Source organism: Pseudomonas fluorescens, from assembly GCF_902497895.1.
In the GTDB taxonomy this organism is placed as follows: domain Bacteria; phylum Pseudomonadota; class Gammaproteobacteria; order Pseudomonadales; family Pseudomonadaceae; genus Aquipseudomonas; species Aquipseudomonas fluorescens_BP.
In genome coordinates, this window is sequence record NZ_CABVHQ010000039.1 from 38433 (window position 1) to 54864 (window position 16432).

Below are 16432 nucleotides of genomic sequence, written 5' to 3' on the forward strand. Positions count from 1 at the left end.
GCGACCTGCAAGGAGGCAATCAATGGTGCCCACGCCCATCTCTGAGAAGGCATTTTCCCGTGGTCTGCTCGATGTCTTGATTCGTGCCGGGCTGATTGTCGTTCTGGTGCTGTTCTGTTTCGAGATCTTCCGTCCGTTCCGCGATCTGTTGTTGTGGTCGCTGATCCTGGCGATCACCCTCTACCCACTGCAAGGCCGGCTCAAGGGCATGCTGGGCTACAAGGACGGACTCATCGCGACGCTGATCGTGCTGATCTCCATCGGTATTCTCATGGTGCCGATCTACCTGTTGGGCACCTCGATTGCCGACTCGGTCGAGCATGTCATTGGCGTGGTCAAGAGCAACAATTTCCAGATTGCTCCGCCGGCCGATTCAGTCGCCGATTGGCCGCTGGTGGGCAAGCGGCTGCATGGCCTCTGGCTGCAGGCTGCCACCGACCTTCCGGGGCTGACCGAGAAGTACATACCGCAGATCAGAGGTATCAGCCTGACCTTGTTGGGCAAGCTCGCCGGGGTCGGCATGGGTTTCCTGGTTTTCATCTGCTCCCTGATCATCGCCGGGATCTTCATGGCCTATGGCGAGGGTGGCAGCCGCAGTGCGGTGCAGATCGCTTCGCGCATCAGCGGTCCGGCCAGGGGGCCGCAAATCGCCGGGCTGTGCACCGCGACCATCCGTGCGGTCGCGCTGGGGGTGGTCGGCATCGCTTTCATCCAGATGCTGCTGGTTGGCGTCGGTTTCGTGCTCAAGGGCATCCCCGGTGCCGGATTGCTGGCCCTGGCGGTGTTGCTGCTGGGCATTATGCAGTTACCGGCAACGCTGATTACCATTCCGGTGATCGTCTACGTGTTTGCCACCGAGGGTGCCAGTACGGCGACCATAGTGTTCGCCATCTATGTGTTCGTTGCCGGCCTGGTGGATAACGTACTCAAGCCTCTGCTGTTGGGGCGCGGGGTCGATGTGCCGATGCCGGTGATACTGATCGGGGCCCTGGGGGGCATGGTCACCGGTGGCATCATTGGTTTGTTCATCGGCCCGGTGGTGCTTGCGGTCGGCTATCAGCTGTTCTGGCAGTGGGTGCAGGACCAGCCGCAAGCCAGCGCGCCTGATGACCAGCCGAAGATCTGACGGGCCCCATGTCTCCTCCATTTCACCCGGGCCGGCTACTCCTGATGGGGGTGCTCCTGATGGAGGGACTGGGCCTCGGCGGCTGCGTGCGCCTGGGGCCGGACTTCCAGGCGCCAGGCGAGGCATGGATCGAACACTGGAACAGTCCGGCGCTCGAGCAGGCCAGCCAGCAGCGCCCACAACCCGATAGCCGCCAATGGTGGCAGGTGTTTGCCGATCCGGTACTCGACCGTCTGATTGCCGAAAGCGATGCCCATAACTCCAGCCTGAAAATTGCCGGCCTGCGGGTGATGGAAGCCCGTGCCCAGTTGGGTATTGCCCAAAGCGGACGGTATCCGCAACTGCAGCAGGCCAGCGCCGACAGCCTGTACTTCGACCGCAATCAGTCCGGTGGACGCAACCCCCAGGACAGCCATTTCTGGCAACACAGCGCCGGCTTTGACATCGGCTGGGAGCTGGACTTCTGGGGGCGCTTCAGTCGTGCCATCGAGTCATCCGATGCCGCCTACTTTGCCGCCCAGGCCAACTACGAGGACGTGCTGGTATTGCTGCGGGCCCAGGTCGCCGACACGTACTTTGTGCTGCGTACCACTGAAGCGCGTTTGCGTGTCGCCCGCGAAAACGCCGGGCAGCAAAAACGCAGCTTCGAGATCACCGAAAAACTGTTCAACAGCGGGCAGACGGCCGAGCTCGACCTGCAACAGGCCAAGACCCAGTACCTGGGCACCCTGAGCACTATCCCGGATTTCGAAGACCAGGTACTGCGTACCCGTAATGCCCTGGCGGTGCTGATCGGCCGCCCGCCCGGTCCGCTGGCGCAACTCGCCGAGCAAGAGGGGCTGATCCCGCTGGTCGACCGCGCGGTGCTGCAGGACGTACCGGCCAATCTGCTGCTGCGTCGGCCGGATGTGCGCGCCGCGGAACTGAATGTCGCGGCTCAGTCTGCGCTCATCGGCGTGGCCGAAAGCGATTTCTACCCGTCGCTGACCCTGCTCGGCAGCATCGTCTGGTCCACCACCTCACTGAGTGGCGCGTCCAATACCCTCGACCTGGTCGGCGGTCCCAGCCTGCGCTGGAATCTGTTCGATCACGGACAGATCAGCAATAACGTACGGGTGCAGGATGCCCGCTTGCAGCAGTTGATCGAGGTCTACCGCGACCAGGTGCGCCAGGCGGCGCGCGAGGCCGACGATGCCGCCAGCGGCCTGATCAAATCCCTGGAGCGCGAGCGCATCCTGCGCGAGGCGGCAGTGTCCGCCCAGCGTTCGCTGGTCCTGGCCAGCGCCCAGTACCGCGAAGGTTACTCGGACTTCCAGCGGGTGCTGGATGCTCAGCGCGCGCTGCTCCAGCAACAGGACAACTACCTGCTCAGCCGCAGCAATGCCGTGAGCAATCTGATCGCCCTGTACAAGGCACTCGGGGGTGGTTGGTACAGCGCCCGGCCAAGAGTGGATCAAACAACCCGCGAGCAGATGCACAAACGCAGCGACTGGGGCGACCTGCTGGATGAGCCCGCAGCCAGCCCCGACCCGACGCCAGGCGAGGTAAAAAGCCATGACTGAAACCGCGCAGCCCAGCCCCGAGGCGCCTGTCCCCGAGGCCCGACAACCTGCAGCCGATCCGGTGCGCAAGGGCACGAAATGGGTGGTAGTGCTGATCGGCCTGAGCCTGCTCTGGTACCTGCTGGCCGACCGCTTCACGCCCTATACCCAACAGGCTCGGGTGCAGGCCTTTGTCATTCCGGTGGCGGCGGAGGTGGCAGGAAGGGTGACCCGAGTGAATGTGCGCAACAATCAGGACGTCAAGGCTGGAGAACTGCTGTTCGAGGTGGATCAGCAGTCGTACCAGATTGCCGTCGATCGCGCGCGCGCCGACCTCGAGTCGACCCGCCGCCAGATCGGTGCCAGCACCGCCGGTATTGTCTCGGCGCAAGCCTCCTTGCGGGCCGCCCAGGCCAATGAACTCAAGGCGCGCCAGGACAATCAGCGCCTTGAGGGCTTGTATCGCGAAGACCGCGGAACCATCTCCGTGCGCCTGCTTGAAGTGTCTCGGGCCAACCTCGAACAGGCCGTCAGTCAGGTCGCCGCCGCCCGTGCCGAAGTTCAACGTGCACGTGAGCAAGAGGGGGGTAGCGAGGAAGACAACGCCCTGCTGCGCAGCGCCACCACCACCCTGGAAAAAGCCCGGCTGGACCTGGCCAACACTCAGATACGGGCCCGCTCTGCGGGGTTGATCACCGATCTGCGCACCGATGTCGGACTGTTTGCCGCTGCCGGAAGTCCGGTGATGACCCTGATCGCCATCCACGATGTGTGGCTCAGTGCGGAAATGACCGAGAACAACCTGGGCCTGGTCAAGCCTGATACCCCGGTGGCGATTGTGCTGGATGCGCTGCCCGGGGAGATATTCGAGGGGCGTGTGCGCAGTGTCGGCTACGGTGTCAGCGTGGGGCAGGCGCCGGCGCCCGGAACCTTGCCCAGCGTGCAGAACAGTCGCGACTGGCTGCGCCCGGCACAACGCTTTCCGGTGATTATCGAGTTTACTCCAGAGGCATTGGCCACGCTGCGTGACAGTCGCGGTATCCGCGCCGGGGGGCAAGCCGAAGTCATGGCCTTCCCGACTCAAGGCAATCCGTTGAACCCCCTTGGCCGCCTGTTTCTCTGGCTGATGAGTTGGCTGTCCTATGCCTACTGAACGCGCCCCCCGGGTTCAGCGGGCGTTGCGCCTGGCCACAGGCACTGCGCTGTGCCTGGCCCTAAGCTTCGGTCTTGGATTGCCGATTCCCTTTATCGCGCCGGTGCTTGGCCTGCTGCTGCTGGCCACGCTCAATCGGCCGCTGCCATTCAAGGCCGGATTGATGCTCGCACTGGCCGCGATCCTGACCACCGGCGTCGGCCTGCTGTTGATCCCCATCCTGCGTTATTACCCCTTCAGCGGGGTGCTGTTGATCGGCGCAAGTCTGTTCCTGGCCTTCGGTTTTGGTCTGCGCGGTGGTAGCAACTTGATCGTGACCTTTCTGGTGATCGGCATGACCATGATCTCCTCGGCAGGCATCGCCGATTTCAGCCTGGCGGCCATGGTCGTCGGGGCACTGGTCAAGGGATTGCTCCTCGCCGTCACAATGCTGGCTCTCAGTCATTGGTTATTTCCGGAACCGGCCAATGCGCCGTCGCCACCCGCGGCCCCGGCCCTGCCGGCGGAAGAGGTCGGCAGGGTGGCGCTGCGGGCAACCCTGATCGTGCTACCGACGTTCCTGCTGGCGCTGATCGATCCGGCCAGCTATCTGCCGATCATCTTGAAGGCCGTCAGTCTGGGTCAGCAGAGTTCCACGACCACCACCCGCAACGCCGCTCGCGAGTTGCTCGGCTCGACCCTGCTCGGTGGCCTGCTGGCGATGCTGTTCTGGTGCGCCCTCAGCCTGTTTGTGCATCTGTGGATGTTCTTTCTGTGGATGCTGCTGTTCGGTCTGCTGCTGGCGCGCAAGCTCTATGCCTTGAGCCCGACCCGGCAAAGCCCGGGGTTCTGGCTCAACAGCATGATCACCCTGATTATCCTGCTCGGTCAGTCGGTGCAGGACAGCGTGGCCGGCAAGGACGTCTACACGGCCTTCGCGGTGCGCATGGGCCTGTTCATTCTCGTCACCCTATATGCCTGCTTGATGGTCCATCTGCTCGACCAACGCCAAGCCGTGCCGCAGCCCGTCCGCTGAGGCGGTTTTGTGTGTTCACAACATTGAAATACGGCGTACGTAGCAGCTGCCGAGCACGCGAGGCTGCGTTCGAGGACGCAGTCCTCGCAGATCCTGTGCTCGCGGTTTACCTGAAAAAGCCTGTTGCCTGATTTTACGACCGCTTCGCGGCCGAACGCAGCCTCGCAGGCTCGGCAGCTGCTACGGGCGTAGTCCTTCACCGTATTTATGCCCCAAGTGGCAGGAACGGCCGTTGCTGGTCGTCGTTCTGAAAGCGGGTAAGATGACGCATTGTACTGTCGAGGCATCGCCGACATGGATCGCATAGAGCCCGAGCTGGTCCTCAAGACCACTCCACCCCGAAGCCAGAAAATGGCGCAGTTGCGCGAGCGCCTGCGCATCGACGCCCCGGAGCTGGTGGACAAGGTGGCGATTGCCGTCCATGGTCCGGCGGGGTTCGGCAAGACTTACCTGCTGGCCCAATGGCGCCGGGAGTTCCTGTCCCGTGGGGCGGTGGTTGGCTGGTTGACTCTGGACAGCCATGATGATGGCGTGCGCTTTGCCCAGGGGCTGGCTGCAGCCATGGCCATCGGCAGTGGTCGGCAGTCCTTCGCTCTGGAGCGCATGCCCGGTCATGGTCGCGACGAGCTGGAGGGGCTGACGGACTGGCTGGCGGAGGTGGCCGATCTGGGCAGCGAAACCGTGTTGATTCTCGACGAAGCCGACAGCTTGCCGGCGGCGACTGTTCGTCATTCGCTGACCTACCTGTTGCACAACGCTCCGGCCAACCTGCGCATCATCATGGCCTCGCGCCGACGCTTGAACCTGCATGTGGCCGACCTGCTGGCAAGTGGGTTGTACGTCACGATAGCGGCCACGGCCTTGCGTTTTCGCGTCGAAGAAACCGTGGCGATACTCACTAGCCGCTTTGCCGCGCGTATCGACCCGGATCTTTGCGTGCGCCTGCACGAAATCACCGAAGGCTGGCCGCTGGGGCTGCAACTGGCGATTTGCGCAATAGAGAAGAGCCCTAACCTGTTAGCGGCTATCGAGGAACTATCGGCCTGCTCGGGTGATATCCAGCGGTATTTCGTCGATAGCCTGGTTGCCCGGTTGTCTGTCGAGCAGGTCGAATTTCTCACCTTCATCGCCCTGTTGGAGATGGTTCATCCCTCGCTTTGCGTAGCCCTGACAGGCAACGAGCGGGCAGCTGAACTGCTGCATGAGCTGTGCATCTCGACGCCGATCTTCGTCGAAAGCGTCGACAGCGACTGGGTACGTATCCATCCGTTGGCCAGGGAGTTCCTGCTCGGGCGTTTTGCCGAACTGCCCCTGGCGCAGCGGCAGGCGTTTCATGAGCGGGCGGCGAGCTGGCTTGAAGCGCAGTCGTTCTTCGAAGAGGCGGCGCGGCAATACCTGTTGGCCGGGCGCGCCACCCAGGCCTACGAGATGATCGAACAATGCCTGTACGAGATCATGCTGCGTGGCCAGTACAGTCGGGTGTTGGAGTGGATCGGTGAGCTCCCACCTGAAGAAGTGCAAGCGCGCCCGCGCATGTGTCTGGCAGCGGCCTGGTCTCTGGCGCAGAGCGAGCGGCATGTCGAGGCGGCCAGTTTGATCGCCGGCATCCAGCAAGATCCATCCGCGGATGAAGCCACTCGCTGCGAAGCGGCAGCGATAGCCACCGCCGCGGCCTATTTTGCCGACCGGCCGGACGAGTCGCAGACGCTGATCACCCCCTGGGTGGACGCACCGCCTTCCGGCTCGATCAAACTGCAAGCCATCATTGCTAACCAGTTTGCCGGGCTGATGCTGATCCAGGGGCAACCGGAAAAAGCCCGACGCATCTTCCAGCGAGCGCCACACTACGCCTGGAGCCCGGGCCTTGACGCGATTCGTGGGTTTGGCGAGTGGGTGGTGGGCATGAGCTACCTGAGCGAGGGGCGTATGTTGCCGGCAGAAACCGCGCTACGTGACAGCCTGTTGCGGGCTGAACAGGACATCGGTCGGCGCAGTCAGGTGGCGGTGATGCTGGCCAGCGGTCTGGCCACGGTGCTGCTCGAACGTGGCCAGATCCAGGAAGCCACGACGGTGCTGGCCAACCGATTGGATGTGGTTGAACGGTTGGCTTCGCCGGAGGCGATCGTCATGGGGTTTCTCACCGCCGCACGCCTGGCCATGCTCCAGGGCCAGACGCACCGAGGCTATGACCTGCTGCAGGCACTCCATGCCCTCGGTGAGGAGCGTGGCATTGCGCGTTTCTGCATGGTCGCCCTGGGTGAGCAGATTCGCCTGAATGCTTTGCTTGGCCGGGCCGATACCTGCCAGGCGCTGTGGCGTCGCCTGGATGAGGGGACTCCCGAGGTTGCCCGTGAACAGCGTGGTTTGCTCGGGCCGGAATTGAGCATGGTGGCCGGGCTGGCGAACGCCTATGTCGCTCTGGTGCAGCGCGACTGGCCGAGAATGTTGGACGTCCTGGCCAGGGTTGGCGAGATAGCCGAGCGCTTGCGACGTGGCCGCGAAATCGTTCAGGTCAAGTTGCTCAAGGCATTGGCGCTCAGGGAGTTGGGTGGAGACGGACTTCCCTGCCTTCTGGAGGCTATCAGCCTGGCCGAGGAATACGGTCTGCAGCGAGTCGTGCAAGACACCCATCCGGATCTGCTCAAGTGGGCGCAAACCCTTGAGCGTGAAAATGCCCCAGCGGTTACGCCGGCCCCGCACCAGCCACCGCCGGTTCCGCGGCCGGAACCGACCTCGAACGTTTCTCCCAGCAGCCTGTTGACGCCCAAAGAGCGTGAAGTGTTGCAGCTGCTGGCACGCAACCTGTCGAACAAACAGATCGCCCTGGCGCTGAATGTCGGCGAAGAAACCGTGAAGTGGCACTTGAAAAACCTCTTCGGAAAATTCCAGGCCGGCACCCGCCGGCATGTCGTCGATCGCGCCTACATGCTGGGTATCCTCCACCCGGCCGGTTAAGGCCGGATCCGCAGCTGATCCAGGCAATCCTTGCACTACCCCCCACCCCGAATTCACTCCCCCCCTGACGATGGGGGTGGCTGCCGTTCAGCGACGCCATAGTCTGAGTCCCAAGCCGAGTAAGCGCTCCTGACCGGATTCTGCGGTCCTGGGTAGTGATGCTCGACAAGACAATCAACAAGACTTGCCGACGTGTGCCGGCTATTCAGGAGCAGGGGCTATGAGTGAAAGAGTGCTGATTGCGGGGGTGGGTATGGCCCCGTTCGTCCCGCTGAGCGCTCGCGACAGTGTCGCTGCGCTGGCAGGCCGGGCGATCCGCTCGGCGCTGGACGATGCGCGCATCGACTTCGACCTGGTCGACCAGGTGTTCGCCTCTTGCGTACAGGGCGAGGCCGGTAGCGCAGAGCAGGTTTTGGCGCAGATCGGCCTGACAGGTATTCCGGTCTTTACGACCAGCGACGGCTGTGCTTCGCCCAGCGCCGCGTTTCAGCTGGCCCGCAACAGTGTGCTTTCAGGCGAGGCTGAATGCGCCCTGGCGCTGGGCTTCGAATGCATGCCGGCGAGTATTTCCAACCGGGCCTTCTTCGGCCTGGACGAATGCCCGGACGCTGAGTGGGACAGCCTGGCACGGGACAACGACCCACTGGCATTTCTCGCCCGCCGTCAGCACCCGGCCGCGCTGTTCGCTGCCCAGACCAGCTGGTTGTTGACCCGCATGGCCATTGACGAAAGCAGCTTCGAGCGGGTGATCAACCAGGCTCGGGCGCAGGCCAGGCTCAATCCTTACGCGGTCCTGCAGCGTTGTTCAGACCGCGATGGCTGGCTCGCCCCCTACCTCTGTCCGCCCGCCCGCGGCGCAGCGGCGGTGCTGCTCTGTACTCCGGCGTTCCTCGCGCGTTACGGCGCTCGCGGCGGTGTCGCGGTGCTGGCCAGCGTACGCGGCAGCGATACCACCTCCGAGCAGTCCGGCTGTGTGCTCGATGTGCTGGGGCGGGCCGCGACTCGGCGGGTTGCCCAGCAGGCCTACGAAATGGCCGGAGTAGGGGCCGAGGACATCGAAGTGGTCGAGCTGCACGACCAGAGCGTCGGCGACTTCATGGTGTACAGCGCTGCATTGGGATTCTGCCAGGAAGACCGGATCGACAGCTTCGTGCGGCACACCTGCCGATCATGGGGCGGACAGGTTGCCGTCTGCCCCTCGGGAGGCTTGCTGGGCCGTGGGCATGCCCCCGGCGCCACAGGGCTGGCGCAGATCTGCGAGCTGGTCTGGCAACTGCGCGGTGAGGCCCAGGCCAGGCAGGTCAGCGGCGCCCGGACAGCACTCCAGCACAGCGCGGCCCTTGGCCGTTCGGTATCCGTAACCATTCTGCAGCGCACCTAAGGAGAGAACGCTGCGGACTCAAGCATGACTTTTCGTGAACCCTAGAGAAGGTGAGCAAGTTAGATGAACAACAACAATAAGATCTGCCATGCAAACTTGCGTAGAGGGCTACTGGCTTCGGCGATTCTGGCGGGGCTGGGGATCACTCCGGTGCAGGCCCTCGAGATCGATACCGGCAACGAGGATCTGTCGGTGCGTTTCGACAACACCTTGAAGCTCAACTATGCCCAGCGGGTGGAAAGCGCCAACTCCAAGCTGGCCAACGCCTGGAACAACAACGACGGCAACCGCAACTTCTCTTCGGGCAGTGCGGTGTCCCAGCGTGTCGATCTGCTCTCCGAACTGGATGTGGTGTTCAAGCAGAAGGCGGGCTTTCGCGTCAGTGCCAACAGCTGGTACGACCATGCCTACGACAACGTCGGCAGCGCCAATCCGGCGACCAACCAGCTCAACCACGGCGTGCCTGACTCGCGGCACATCAGCGGTTACGCCGAGCGTTATTACAACGGTCCCAGCGCCGAAATTCTCGATGCCTTTGTGTTTGGCAGCACGGAAATCGGCGAGGAGTCGCTGCTCAGCGCCAAGCTCGGTAGCCATACCCAGTACTGGGGCGAAAGCATTCTGGCCTTTGCCCATGGCAACAGCTACGGCCAGTCCGGCCTGGATATTTCCAAGGCGCTGGCGGTGCCGGGCACCGAAGCCAAAGAGCTGTTCATTCCGCGCAACCAGCTGTCCACCAGCCTGACGCTCAACCCGGAACTGACCCTGGGCGCGCAGTATTTCCTCGACTGGGATCCCTCGCGCTTGCCGGAGTCCGGCACCTACCTGGGGTTCAACGACGGCATCCAGAATGGCGGGCATAACCTGTCGCTGATCGGTGGTCTCAATCCGTTCTTCGGTGCGCCGGGTCCGATCGGTGCCAACCAGTTCCTGCGGCTTTCCAACGGCCACACCTTTACCCCGGACGACCGCGGCGACTTCGGCCTGATGGCCAAGTGGAGCCCGGAATGGCTCGACGGGACCCTGGGCTTCTACTACCGCAATACCTCCGACATCTTGCCCAACCTGGCGCTGCAACCGACCGCGGTGGGCCCGGCGCAACTGATCTCCGGCAACATCGGCAGCTACAACCAGTTCTATGTCGACGACATCGATATCTACGGCATCAGCCTGTCCAAGAGCATCGCCGGGGTCAGCGTCGGTTTTGATCTGAACTACCGCGAGAACATGCCTCTGGCCAGTATCGCGGGAACCGTCAGCCCGGCGGCGGCCGCTGCCGGCTTGCCCGGATTTATCAGCCGCTTCGATGGTGAAAACGCTGTGGCCCGCGGCAACACCGTGCATGCGGTGCTCAACGGCCTGACCACCTTCGGCGATACGCCCATCTGGGATTCCTCCTCGTTGCTGGTCGAACTCGCCTACAGCCGCTGGCTGGATGTGACCGACAACAAGCAGCTGTTCAAGGGCGAGGACTGGTACCGCGGGGTCGATAAGGTCACCAAGGACAACTACGTCCTGGGCGTGAACTTCAACCCGACCTGGTTCCAGGTGTTCCCCGGCGTCGATATGTATATGCCGATGTCTTACAACGTCGGCCTCCAGGGCAACTCCGCGGTACAGCTGGGCGGCAACGAAGACTCCGGCAGCTACTCGGTGGGTGTCGGTTTCGATGTCCACAATCAGTACCGTTTCGACCTGAAGTACGTGGACAACTTCGGTCCGTTCGACACCTGCGACAGCGCAGGTACTACACCCGCAGGGGGCACACAGGGAGCGGGTGCCGCACCGGGAGCCAACGGCATGTACAACTGCGCGCCCGGCCAGACCACGGCATTTGCCGGGACTCAGCCGCAGCTCAAGGATCGCGGCATGGTTACTGCCACCTTCAAAACCACCTTCGGATCGAAGCGTTGCCTGATAACAGGAGAGACCCCATGAAATTCGTCCAAACCTTACTGGCCAGCACCCTTGCCCTGGCCGTCACCGGTGCTGCCCAGGCGGCCGTATCCCCCGACCAGGCTGCGAAGCTCGGTACCAGCCTGACCGGCGTCGGCGCCGAGAAGGCCGGCAACGCCGACGGCAGCATCCCGGCCTACAGCGGCGGGCTGACCACGCCGCCAGCCAGCTACCAGAAGGGCAGCTCGTTTCGCCCCGACCCTTTCGAGGGCGAAAAGCCGGCGGTGGTGATTACCGGCAAGAATGCCGCCCAGTACAGCGGCAAACTGACGGCCTCGACCCAGGAACTGCTCAAGCGTTTCCCGTCGTTTCGTATCGACGTGTTCCCGACCCACCGCACCGTGGCCGTACCGCAAAGACTCTTGGATAACACAGCCAAGAATGCCGTGGGCACCAAGTCGGTCGAGGGCGGCGTAGCCCTGGAGAATGCGCTGCCAGGCGTGCCGTTCCCGATCCCCAACGATGGCAATGAAGCCATGTGGAACCACCTGTTGCGCTATCAGGGACACGCGCTTAACACCAAGTACGACTCCTGGAACGTCGACTCTTCCGGCAGGGCGATCCTGGCGACGACCGGCAACGCTTACCTTGAGTACCCGCTGTATGACCCGGCCCGTACCACGCCGGCAAAGGAAAGCGATGTTTTCTTCAGGACCAAGCTCTATTACCAGGCCCCGGCCCGCCGCGCCGGCGAGGCGATCCTGCTGGTGGATGCGGTCAACCCGCTGAAACAGGAGCGTCGTGGCTGGCAATACCTGCCGGGACAACGCCGCGTGAAGCTGGCACCGGACATCGCCTATGACACGCCAAACCCTGGCTCTGCCGGTAGCTCCACCTACGATGATGGGTGGGTGTTCAACGGCGCGCTGGATCGTTACGACTTCAAACTGGTGGGCAAGAAGGAGATGTACGTTCCCTACAACACCTACAAGCTGAACTACCACAAGACGGCGGCCGACATCACCACGCCGAACCACGTCAATCCCGATCTGATGCGTTGGGAACTGCACCGGGTCTGGGTCGTCGAGGCGAAGCTGAAACCGGGCAAGCGCCACATCTACAGCAAACGCACCTTCTACATCGACGAGGACAGCTGGATCGCCCTGGCGTCCGACGAGTATGACGCCAGTGGTCAGCTCTACCGTGGGGCCTTCGCGCACATGGCTTACAGCTATGACGTACAGGCGCCGAACTCGGACAACCACCTGTTCTACGATTTTGTCACCGGTAGCTACAACATCACCGGCGTGTATGGCCCTTACGGCGGCATCAAGTACATCGAGCCGCTCTCCAAGGCCCAGTGGGCACCGGAGTCGCTGGCCGGCGCGGGTATTCGCTAACCGATCGCTCTAGTGGCAGTTTTCCATCGGGGGGAGTCGATGCCTCCCGGTGGTTTTTTTATCCGGGAACCAGCTATGAATATCTCAAAGTGGATAGCGTTTGCCGCACTGGCCGCGGCGCTGGCGTTGCCGTTCACCCGACACGTGGTGGCGGCGGATTTTACCGATACCCTGGACCGCCCGGCGATCCAGAGTGAAAAGGCTGTGCAAGGCATGTTCACGGGGCTGGCCAGTGCTGGGAAACGTCTGGTCGCGGTCGGTCAGCGCGGGCATATTTTTTATTCGGATGATGCCGGTCAGCAGTGGCGCCAGGCCCAGGTACCGGTCAGCTCCGACCTGGTGGCCGTGCATTTCCCAAGTCCTTCCCAGGGCTGGGCTGTCGGCCATGATGGCGTGGTCCTGCACAGCAGTGATGCGGGCCAGACCTGGAGCCGCCAGTTCGATGGGCGTGAGGTGGGGCCGAGCATGCTCGCGCATTACCAGCGACTGGCCGCCGATCAGCCAGAAGATGAAGCGCTGGCCGCACGGGTCAGCGAGGCTCAGCGGATGACGGAGGAGGGTGCGGACAAACCCTTCCTGGATGTCTGGTTCGAGAACGACCGCGTTGGCTACATCGTTGGGGCGTTCAACCTGATATTCCGCACCGACGACGGTGGTCGCCATTGGACCCCCTGGCTCGATCGTACCGATAACCCCAGTGCGCTGAATCTGTATGCACTGCGTCCGGTTGGCAATGAATTGTTCATCGTCGGCGAACAAGGCCTGGTGCTCAAGCTCGATCCGGCCGCAGGACGCTTCAACGCCACCCCGACACCCTACAACGGCAGCTTCTTCGGCATCACCGGCAAGCCCGGCGCCGTCCTGGTGTTTGGCCTGCGCGGCAATGTGTATCGCAGCATCGATGCCGGTGCCAGCTGGAGCAAGGTCGAACTGGGCCTGCCTTTGAGCATCACCGCCAGTACGGTCACCGCTGATGGACGAATCGTCCTGCTCAGCCAGGCCGGCCATGTGCTGGTCAGCGTCGACGACGGCGCGAGCTTCCAGCTCCAGCCACAAAACGCTCTGGCACCGGTTGCCGGAGCACTGGTAGCCGGTTCCGGTTCGCTGGTGCTCGCAGGCACTGGTGGCCTGCGCCAGCTGCCCCTCGAATAAGCCCACTCCCGTACAACAAAAGAGACAAGAAACGTTATGGGTAATTACGAACTCGATACGATGCCGGTGGTCCGCGAGATCAAGGGCTTTGATGCACGCTCCGGCAACCTGCTGGAACGGCTGATCTTCAACAATCGGTTGCTGGTGGTGCTGGTCTGCCTGACTGTGACGATCCTGCTGAGCTATTTCGCGGCCACCCGGCTGACGCTTAACGCCAGCTTCGAGAAGATGCTGCCGCAGAGCCAGCCATTCATCCAGAACTACCTGGAAAATCGACAGTCCCTGCGTGGGCTGGGCAATGCGGTGCGGGTGGTGGTGGAGAACAGTGAAGGCGATATCTACGACCCGCAGTACCTCGAGGTGCTCAAACAGGTCAACGACACACTGTTCATTACCCCGGGCGTGGACCGGGCCTGGATGAAGTCGCTGTGGACCCCGGCGGTGCGCTGGACCGAGGTCACCGAGGAGGGCTTTCGCGGTGGACCGGTGATGCCGGATGCCTATGACGGCTCGGCCAAGGGCGTCGAGCAACTGCGGCAGAACATAGCCCGTTCGGGCATCGTTGGCAGCCTGATCGGCAACAACTTCAAGTCGAGCATGATCTTCGTGCCGTTGCTGGAGAAAGACCCGGTCACCGGCGAGGCCATCGATTACCACGCTTTTTCGCGCATGCTTGAAGAGCAGCTGCGCAATAAGTACGAGTTCGCAGGTTCCACCAAAGCCCATGGCCAGGGCGAGGAGGGCAAGGGACCGATCAAGATCCGGGTGATCGGCTTTGCCAAGCTGGTGGGCGACCTGCTCGACGGCCTGGTGCAGGTGATGATGTTCTTCGGCGCTGCCGCGTTGATCGCCACCGCCATCATCTTCTTCTTCACTCGTTGCGTGCGCAGCACGACGCTGGTGATCCTCTGTTCAGTGATCGCGGTGGCCTGGCAGCTCGGCTTGGTCGCGCTGTTCGGCTATGCACTCGATCCGTTCTCGATCCTCGTGCCATTCCTGGTGTTCGCCATCGGCGTGTCCCACGGCGCGCAGAAGATGAACGGGATCATGCAGGACGTCGGGCGCGGCACCCATCAGCTGGTCGCCGCGCGCTACACCTTTCGCCGGTTGTTCCTCGCCGGCCTCACCGCGTTGCTGGCCGATGCCGTGGGTTTTGCGGTGCTGATGCTGATCGACATTCCGGTGATCCAGGACCTGGCGGTCACCGCCAGCATCGGCGTGGCGGTGCTGATCTTCACCAACCTGGTGCTGCTGCCGGTGCTGCTGTCTTACTGGGGCGTGAGCCGCAAGGCGGCCGCCCGCACCCTGCGCCAGGAAGACCAGGAACTGCACGGCCAGGGCCTGGGCAGTCTGTGGACGTTTCTTGACCGTTTCACCGAGCGCCGCTGGGCCACCGGGGCGGTGCTGGTGGCGGGCCTGCTGGCGGTGGGCGGCTTCATGGTCAGTACCCAGTTGAAGATCGGCGACCTCGACCCGGGTGCGCCCGAGCTGCGTGCGGACTCGCGCTATAACCGCGACAACGCCTACATCACCGCCAATTACTCGCTGTCCAGCGACCAGTTCGCGGTGATGATCAAGACCGCCAGCGAAGGCTGCCTGAAATACGAAACCCTGGTCGAGGCCGATCGTCTCGGTTGGTTGCTGCAACAGCAGCCGGGGGTGCAGACCACCGTGTCGCTGGTCAATGCGGTACGGCAGATCACCGCGGGTTCCTATGAAGGCAACCCGAAAATGCTGACCATCGCCCGCAATCAGGACGTGCTGAACTACGGTGCGCAGCAGGCTTCGGTGAACAATCCCGAGCTGTTCAACAACGACTGCTCGATGATGCCGGTGGTCGCCTATCTGGCGGATCACAAGGCCGAGACCCTCGACCGGGTGGTGCGAGTGGCCGAGACCTTCGCCCGCGAACACAGCACCGAAGAGCGCCAGTTCATGCTCGCGGCCGGCAGCGCCGGGATCGAGGCGGCGACCAACATCGTCGTGCGCGAAGCCAACCGCACCATGCTGTTCTATGTGTATGGCGCGGTGATCCTGCTGTGCTTCATTACCTTCCGCAGTTGGCGCGCGGTGGTGGTGGCCGTGGTGCCCTTGATGCTGACCTCGATCCTCTGTGAGGCGTTGATGGTCTGGCTGGGCATGGGCGTGAAGGTTGCCACGCTGCCGGTGATCGCCCTGGGCGTGGGCATCGGCGTCGACTACGCGCTGTACCTGCTCAGCGTCCAGCTGGCCCAGCAACGTGCCGGCCTGTCGCTGACCGAGGCCTACAGGAACTCGGTAGCGTTCACCGGCAAGGTGGTGGCCCTGGTGGGGATCACCCTGGCGGCTGGGGTCATTACCTGGGCCTGGTCGCCAATCAAGTTCCAGGCCGACATGGGCATCCTGCTGACCTTCATGTTCATCTGGAACATGGTCGGGGCACTGGTGCTGATCCCGGCGCTGTCGCATTTCCTGCTCAGGAAAGCCCACTGATCTGAAGCATAAAGCCCTGCGACTGGATGCAGCGCGGGGCAAACTCTGATGTCCGTCCGTTAAATACTCTGTACCTCCAAAAGATCGCAGCCTGCGGCAGCTCCTACACCGACCGCGTATTCCTACAAAATGTAGGTGAGCGCAAATTCTGTAGGAGCTGCCGCAGGCTGCGATCCTGGCTATCTCAAACTCGCCGAAAGCCTCTGGTTTGTGCCCTCGCCAGATTCAGCACTGTCCTGCGTAGCAGCTGCCGAAGGCCGCGTCCGGCTCGTGTAGCAGCTGCCGAGCCTGCGAGGCTGCGTTCGGCTCGTGTAGCAGCTGTCGAGCTTGCGAGGCTGCGT

Annotated in this window: 10 protein-coding genes; all 10 read left to right on the forward strand. The window is 62.9% G+C overall.

Annotated features, from left to right (window positions below):
* Nucleotides 1–22 precede the first annotated feature (22 nt).
* The 10 genes from F8N21_RS19325 (at nt 23) to F8N21_RS19370 (ending at nt 16091) form a co-directional block, all read left to right on the forward strand.
* Entirely contained in the window at nt 23–1126 is a 1104-nt protein-coding gene (locus F8N21_RS19325; protein WP_150643629.1) for an AI-2E family transporter, read from the forward strand.
* A 44-nt stretch (nt 1127–1170) separates the two neighbouring features.
* Nucleotides 1171–2688 carry an efflux transporter outer membrane subunit gene (locus tag F8N21_RS19330; RefSeq protein WP_412071652.1) on the forward strand — a complete coding sequence of 506 codons (1518 nt, stop codon included), beginning with the start codon at nt 1171–1173 and terminating at the stop codon, nt 2686–2688.
* Nucleotides 2681–3820 carry an HlyD family secretion protein gene (locus tag F8N21_RS19335; RefSeq protein ID WP_150643631.1) on the forward strand — a complete coding sequence of 380 codons (1140 nt, stop codon included), beginning with the start codon at nt 2681–2683 and terminating at the stop codon, nt 3818–3820. Before F8N21_RS19330 ends, F8N21_RS19335 begins: the two co-directional genes overlap by 8 nt.
* Entirely contained in the window at nt 3810–4835 is a 1026-nt protein-coding gene (locus F8N21_RS19340; RefSeq protein ID WP_150643632.1) for a DUF2955 domain-containing protein, read from the forward strand. The genes F8N21_RS19335 and F8N21_RS19340 overlap by 11 nt, the downstream gene beginning before the upstream one ends.
* Nucleotides 4836–5129: 294 nt before the next feature.
* On the forward strand, nt 5130–7790 hold the full coding sequence (locus tag F8N21_RS19345) for a helix-turn-helix transcriptional regulator (RefSeq protein WP_150643633.1): 2661 nt from the start codon (nt 5130–5132) through the stop codon (nt 7788–7790).
* Between the two features lie 220 nt (nt 7791–8010).
* Nucleotides 8011–9171 carry a thiolase C-terminal domain-containing protein gene (locus F8N21_RS19350; protein ID WP_150643634.1) on the forward strand — a complete coding sequence of 387 codons (1161 nt, stop codon included), beginning with the start codon at nt 8011–8013 and terminating at the stop codon, nt 9169–9171.
* Nucleotides 9172–9234: 63 nt separating this feature from the next.
* A complete protein-coding gene (locus tag F8N21_RS19355; protein WP_150643635.1) occupies nt 9235–11109 on the forward strand; it encodes a DUF1302 domain-containing protein in 1875 nt (624 codons plus the stop codon).
* Nucleotides 11106–12467, forward strand: a complete 1362-nt coding sequence (locus tag F8N21_RS19360; RefSeq protein ID WP_150643636.1) for a DUF1329 domain-containing protein — start codon at nt 11106–11108, stop codon at nt 12465–12467. Before F8N21_RS19355 ends, F8N21_RS19360 begins: the two co-directional genes overlap by 4 nt.
* 75 nt (nt 12468–12542) lie before the next feature.
* Nucleotides 12543–13619, forward strand: a complete 1077-nt coding sequence (locus tag F8N21_RS19365) for a WD40/YVTN/BNR-like repeat-containing protein (RefSeq protein ID WP_150643637.1) — start codon at nt 12543–12545, stop codon at nt 13617–13619.
* Nucleotides 13620–13655: 36 nt separating this feature from the next.
* Complete coding sequence (locus tag F8N21_RS19370) at nt 13656–16091, forward strand: efflux RND transporter permease subunit (protein ID WP_150643638.1); 2436 nt, start codon at nt 13656–13658, stop codon at nt 16089–16091.
* The last annotated feature ends 341 nt before the right edge of the window (nt 16092–16432 follow it).

What these genes read in the sequence shown, in the direction of transcription:
- F8N21_RS19355 (WP_150643635.1), top strand. Translation starts at nt 9,235, where the DNA reads ATGAACAACAACAATAAGATCTGCCATGCAAACTTGCGTAGAGGGCTA.
- F8N21_RS19345 (WP_150643633.1), top strand. Translation starts at nt 5,130, where the DNA reads ATGGATCGCATAGAGCCCGAGCTGGTCCTCAAGACCACTCCACCCCGA.
- F8N21_RS19335 (WP_150643631.1), top strand. Translation starts at nt 2,681, where the DNA reads ATGACTGAAACCGCGCAGCCCAGCCCCGAGGCGCCTGTCCCCGAGGCC.
- F8N21_RS19325 (WP_150643629.1), top strand. Translation starts at nt 23, where the DNA reads ATGGTGCCCACGCCCATCTCTGAGAAGGCATTTTCCCGTGGTCTGCTC.
- F8N21_RS19330 (WP_412071652.1), top strand. Translation starts at nt 1,171, where the DNA reads ATGGGGGTGCTCCTGATGGAGGGACTGGGCCTCGGCGGCTGCGTGCGC.
- F8N21_RS19340 (WP_150643632.1), top strand. Translation starts at nt 3,810, where the DNA reads ATGCCTACTGAACGCGCCCCCCGGGTTCAGCGGGCGTTGCGCCTGGCC.
- F8N21_RS19350 (WP_150643634.1), top strand. Translation starts at nt 8,011, where the DNA reads ATGAGTGAAAGAGTGCTGATTGCGGGGGTGGGTATGGCCCCGTTCGTC.
- F8N21_RS19370 (WP_150643638.1), top strand. Translation starts at nt 13,656, where the DNA reads ATGGGTAATTACGAACTCGATACGATGCCGGTGGTCCGCGAGATCAAG.
- F8N21_RS19360 (WP_150643636.1), top strand. Translation starts at nt 11,106, where the DNA reads ATGAAATTCGTCCAAACCTTACTGGCCAGCACCCTTGCCCTGGCCGTC.
- F8N21_RS19365 (WP_150643637.1), top strand. Translation starts at nt 12,543, where the DNA reads ATGAATATCTCAAAGTGGATAGCGTTTGCCGCACTGGCCGCGGCGCTG.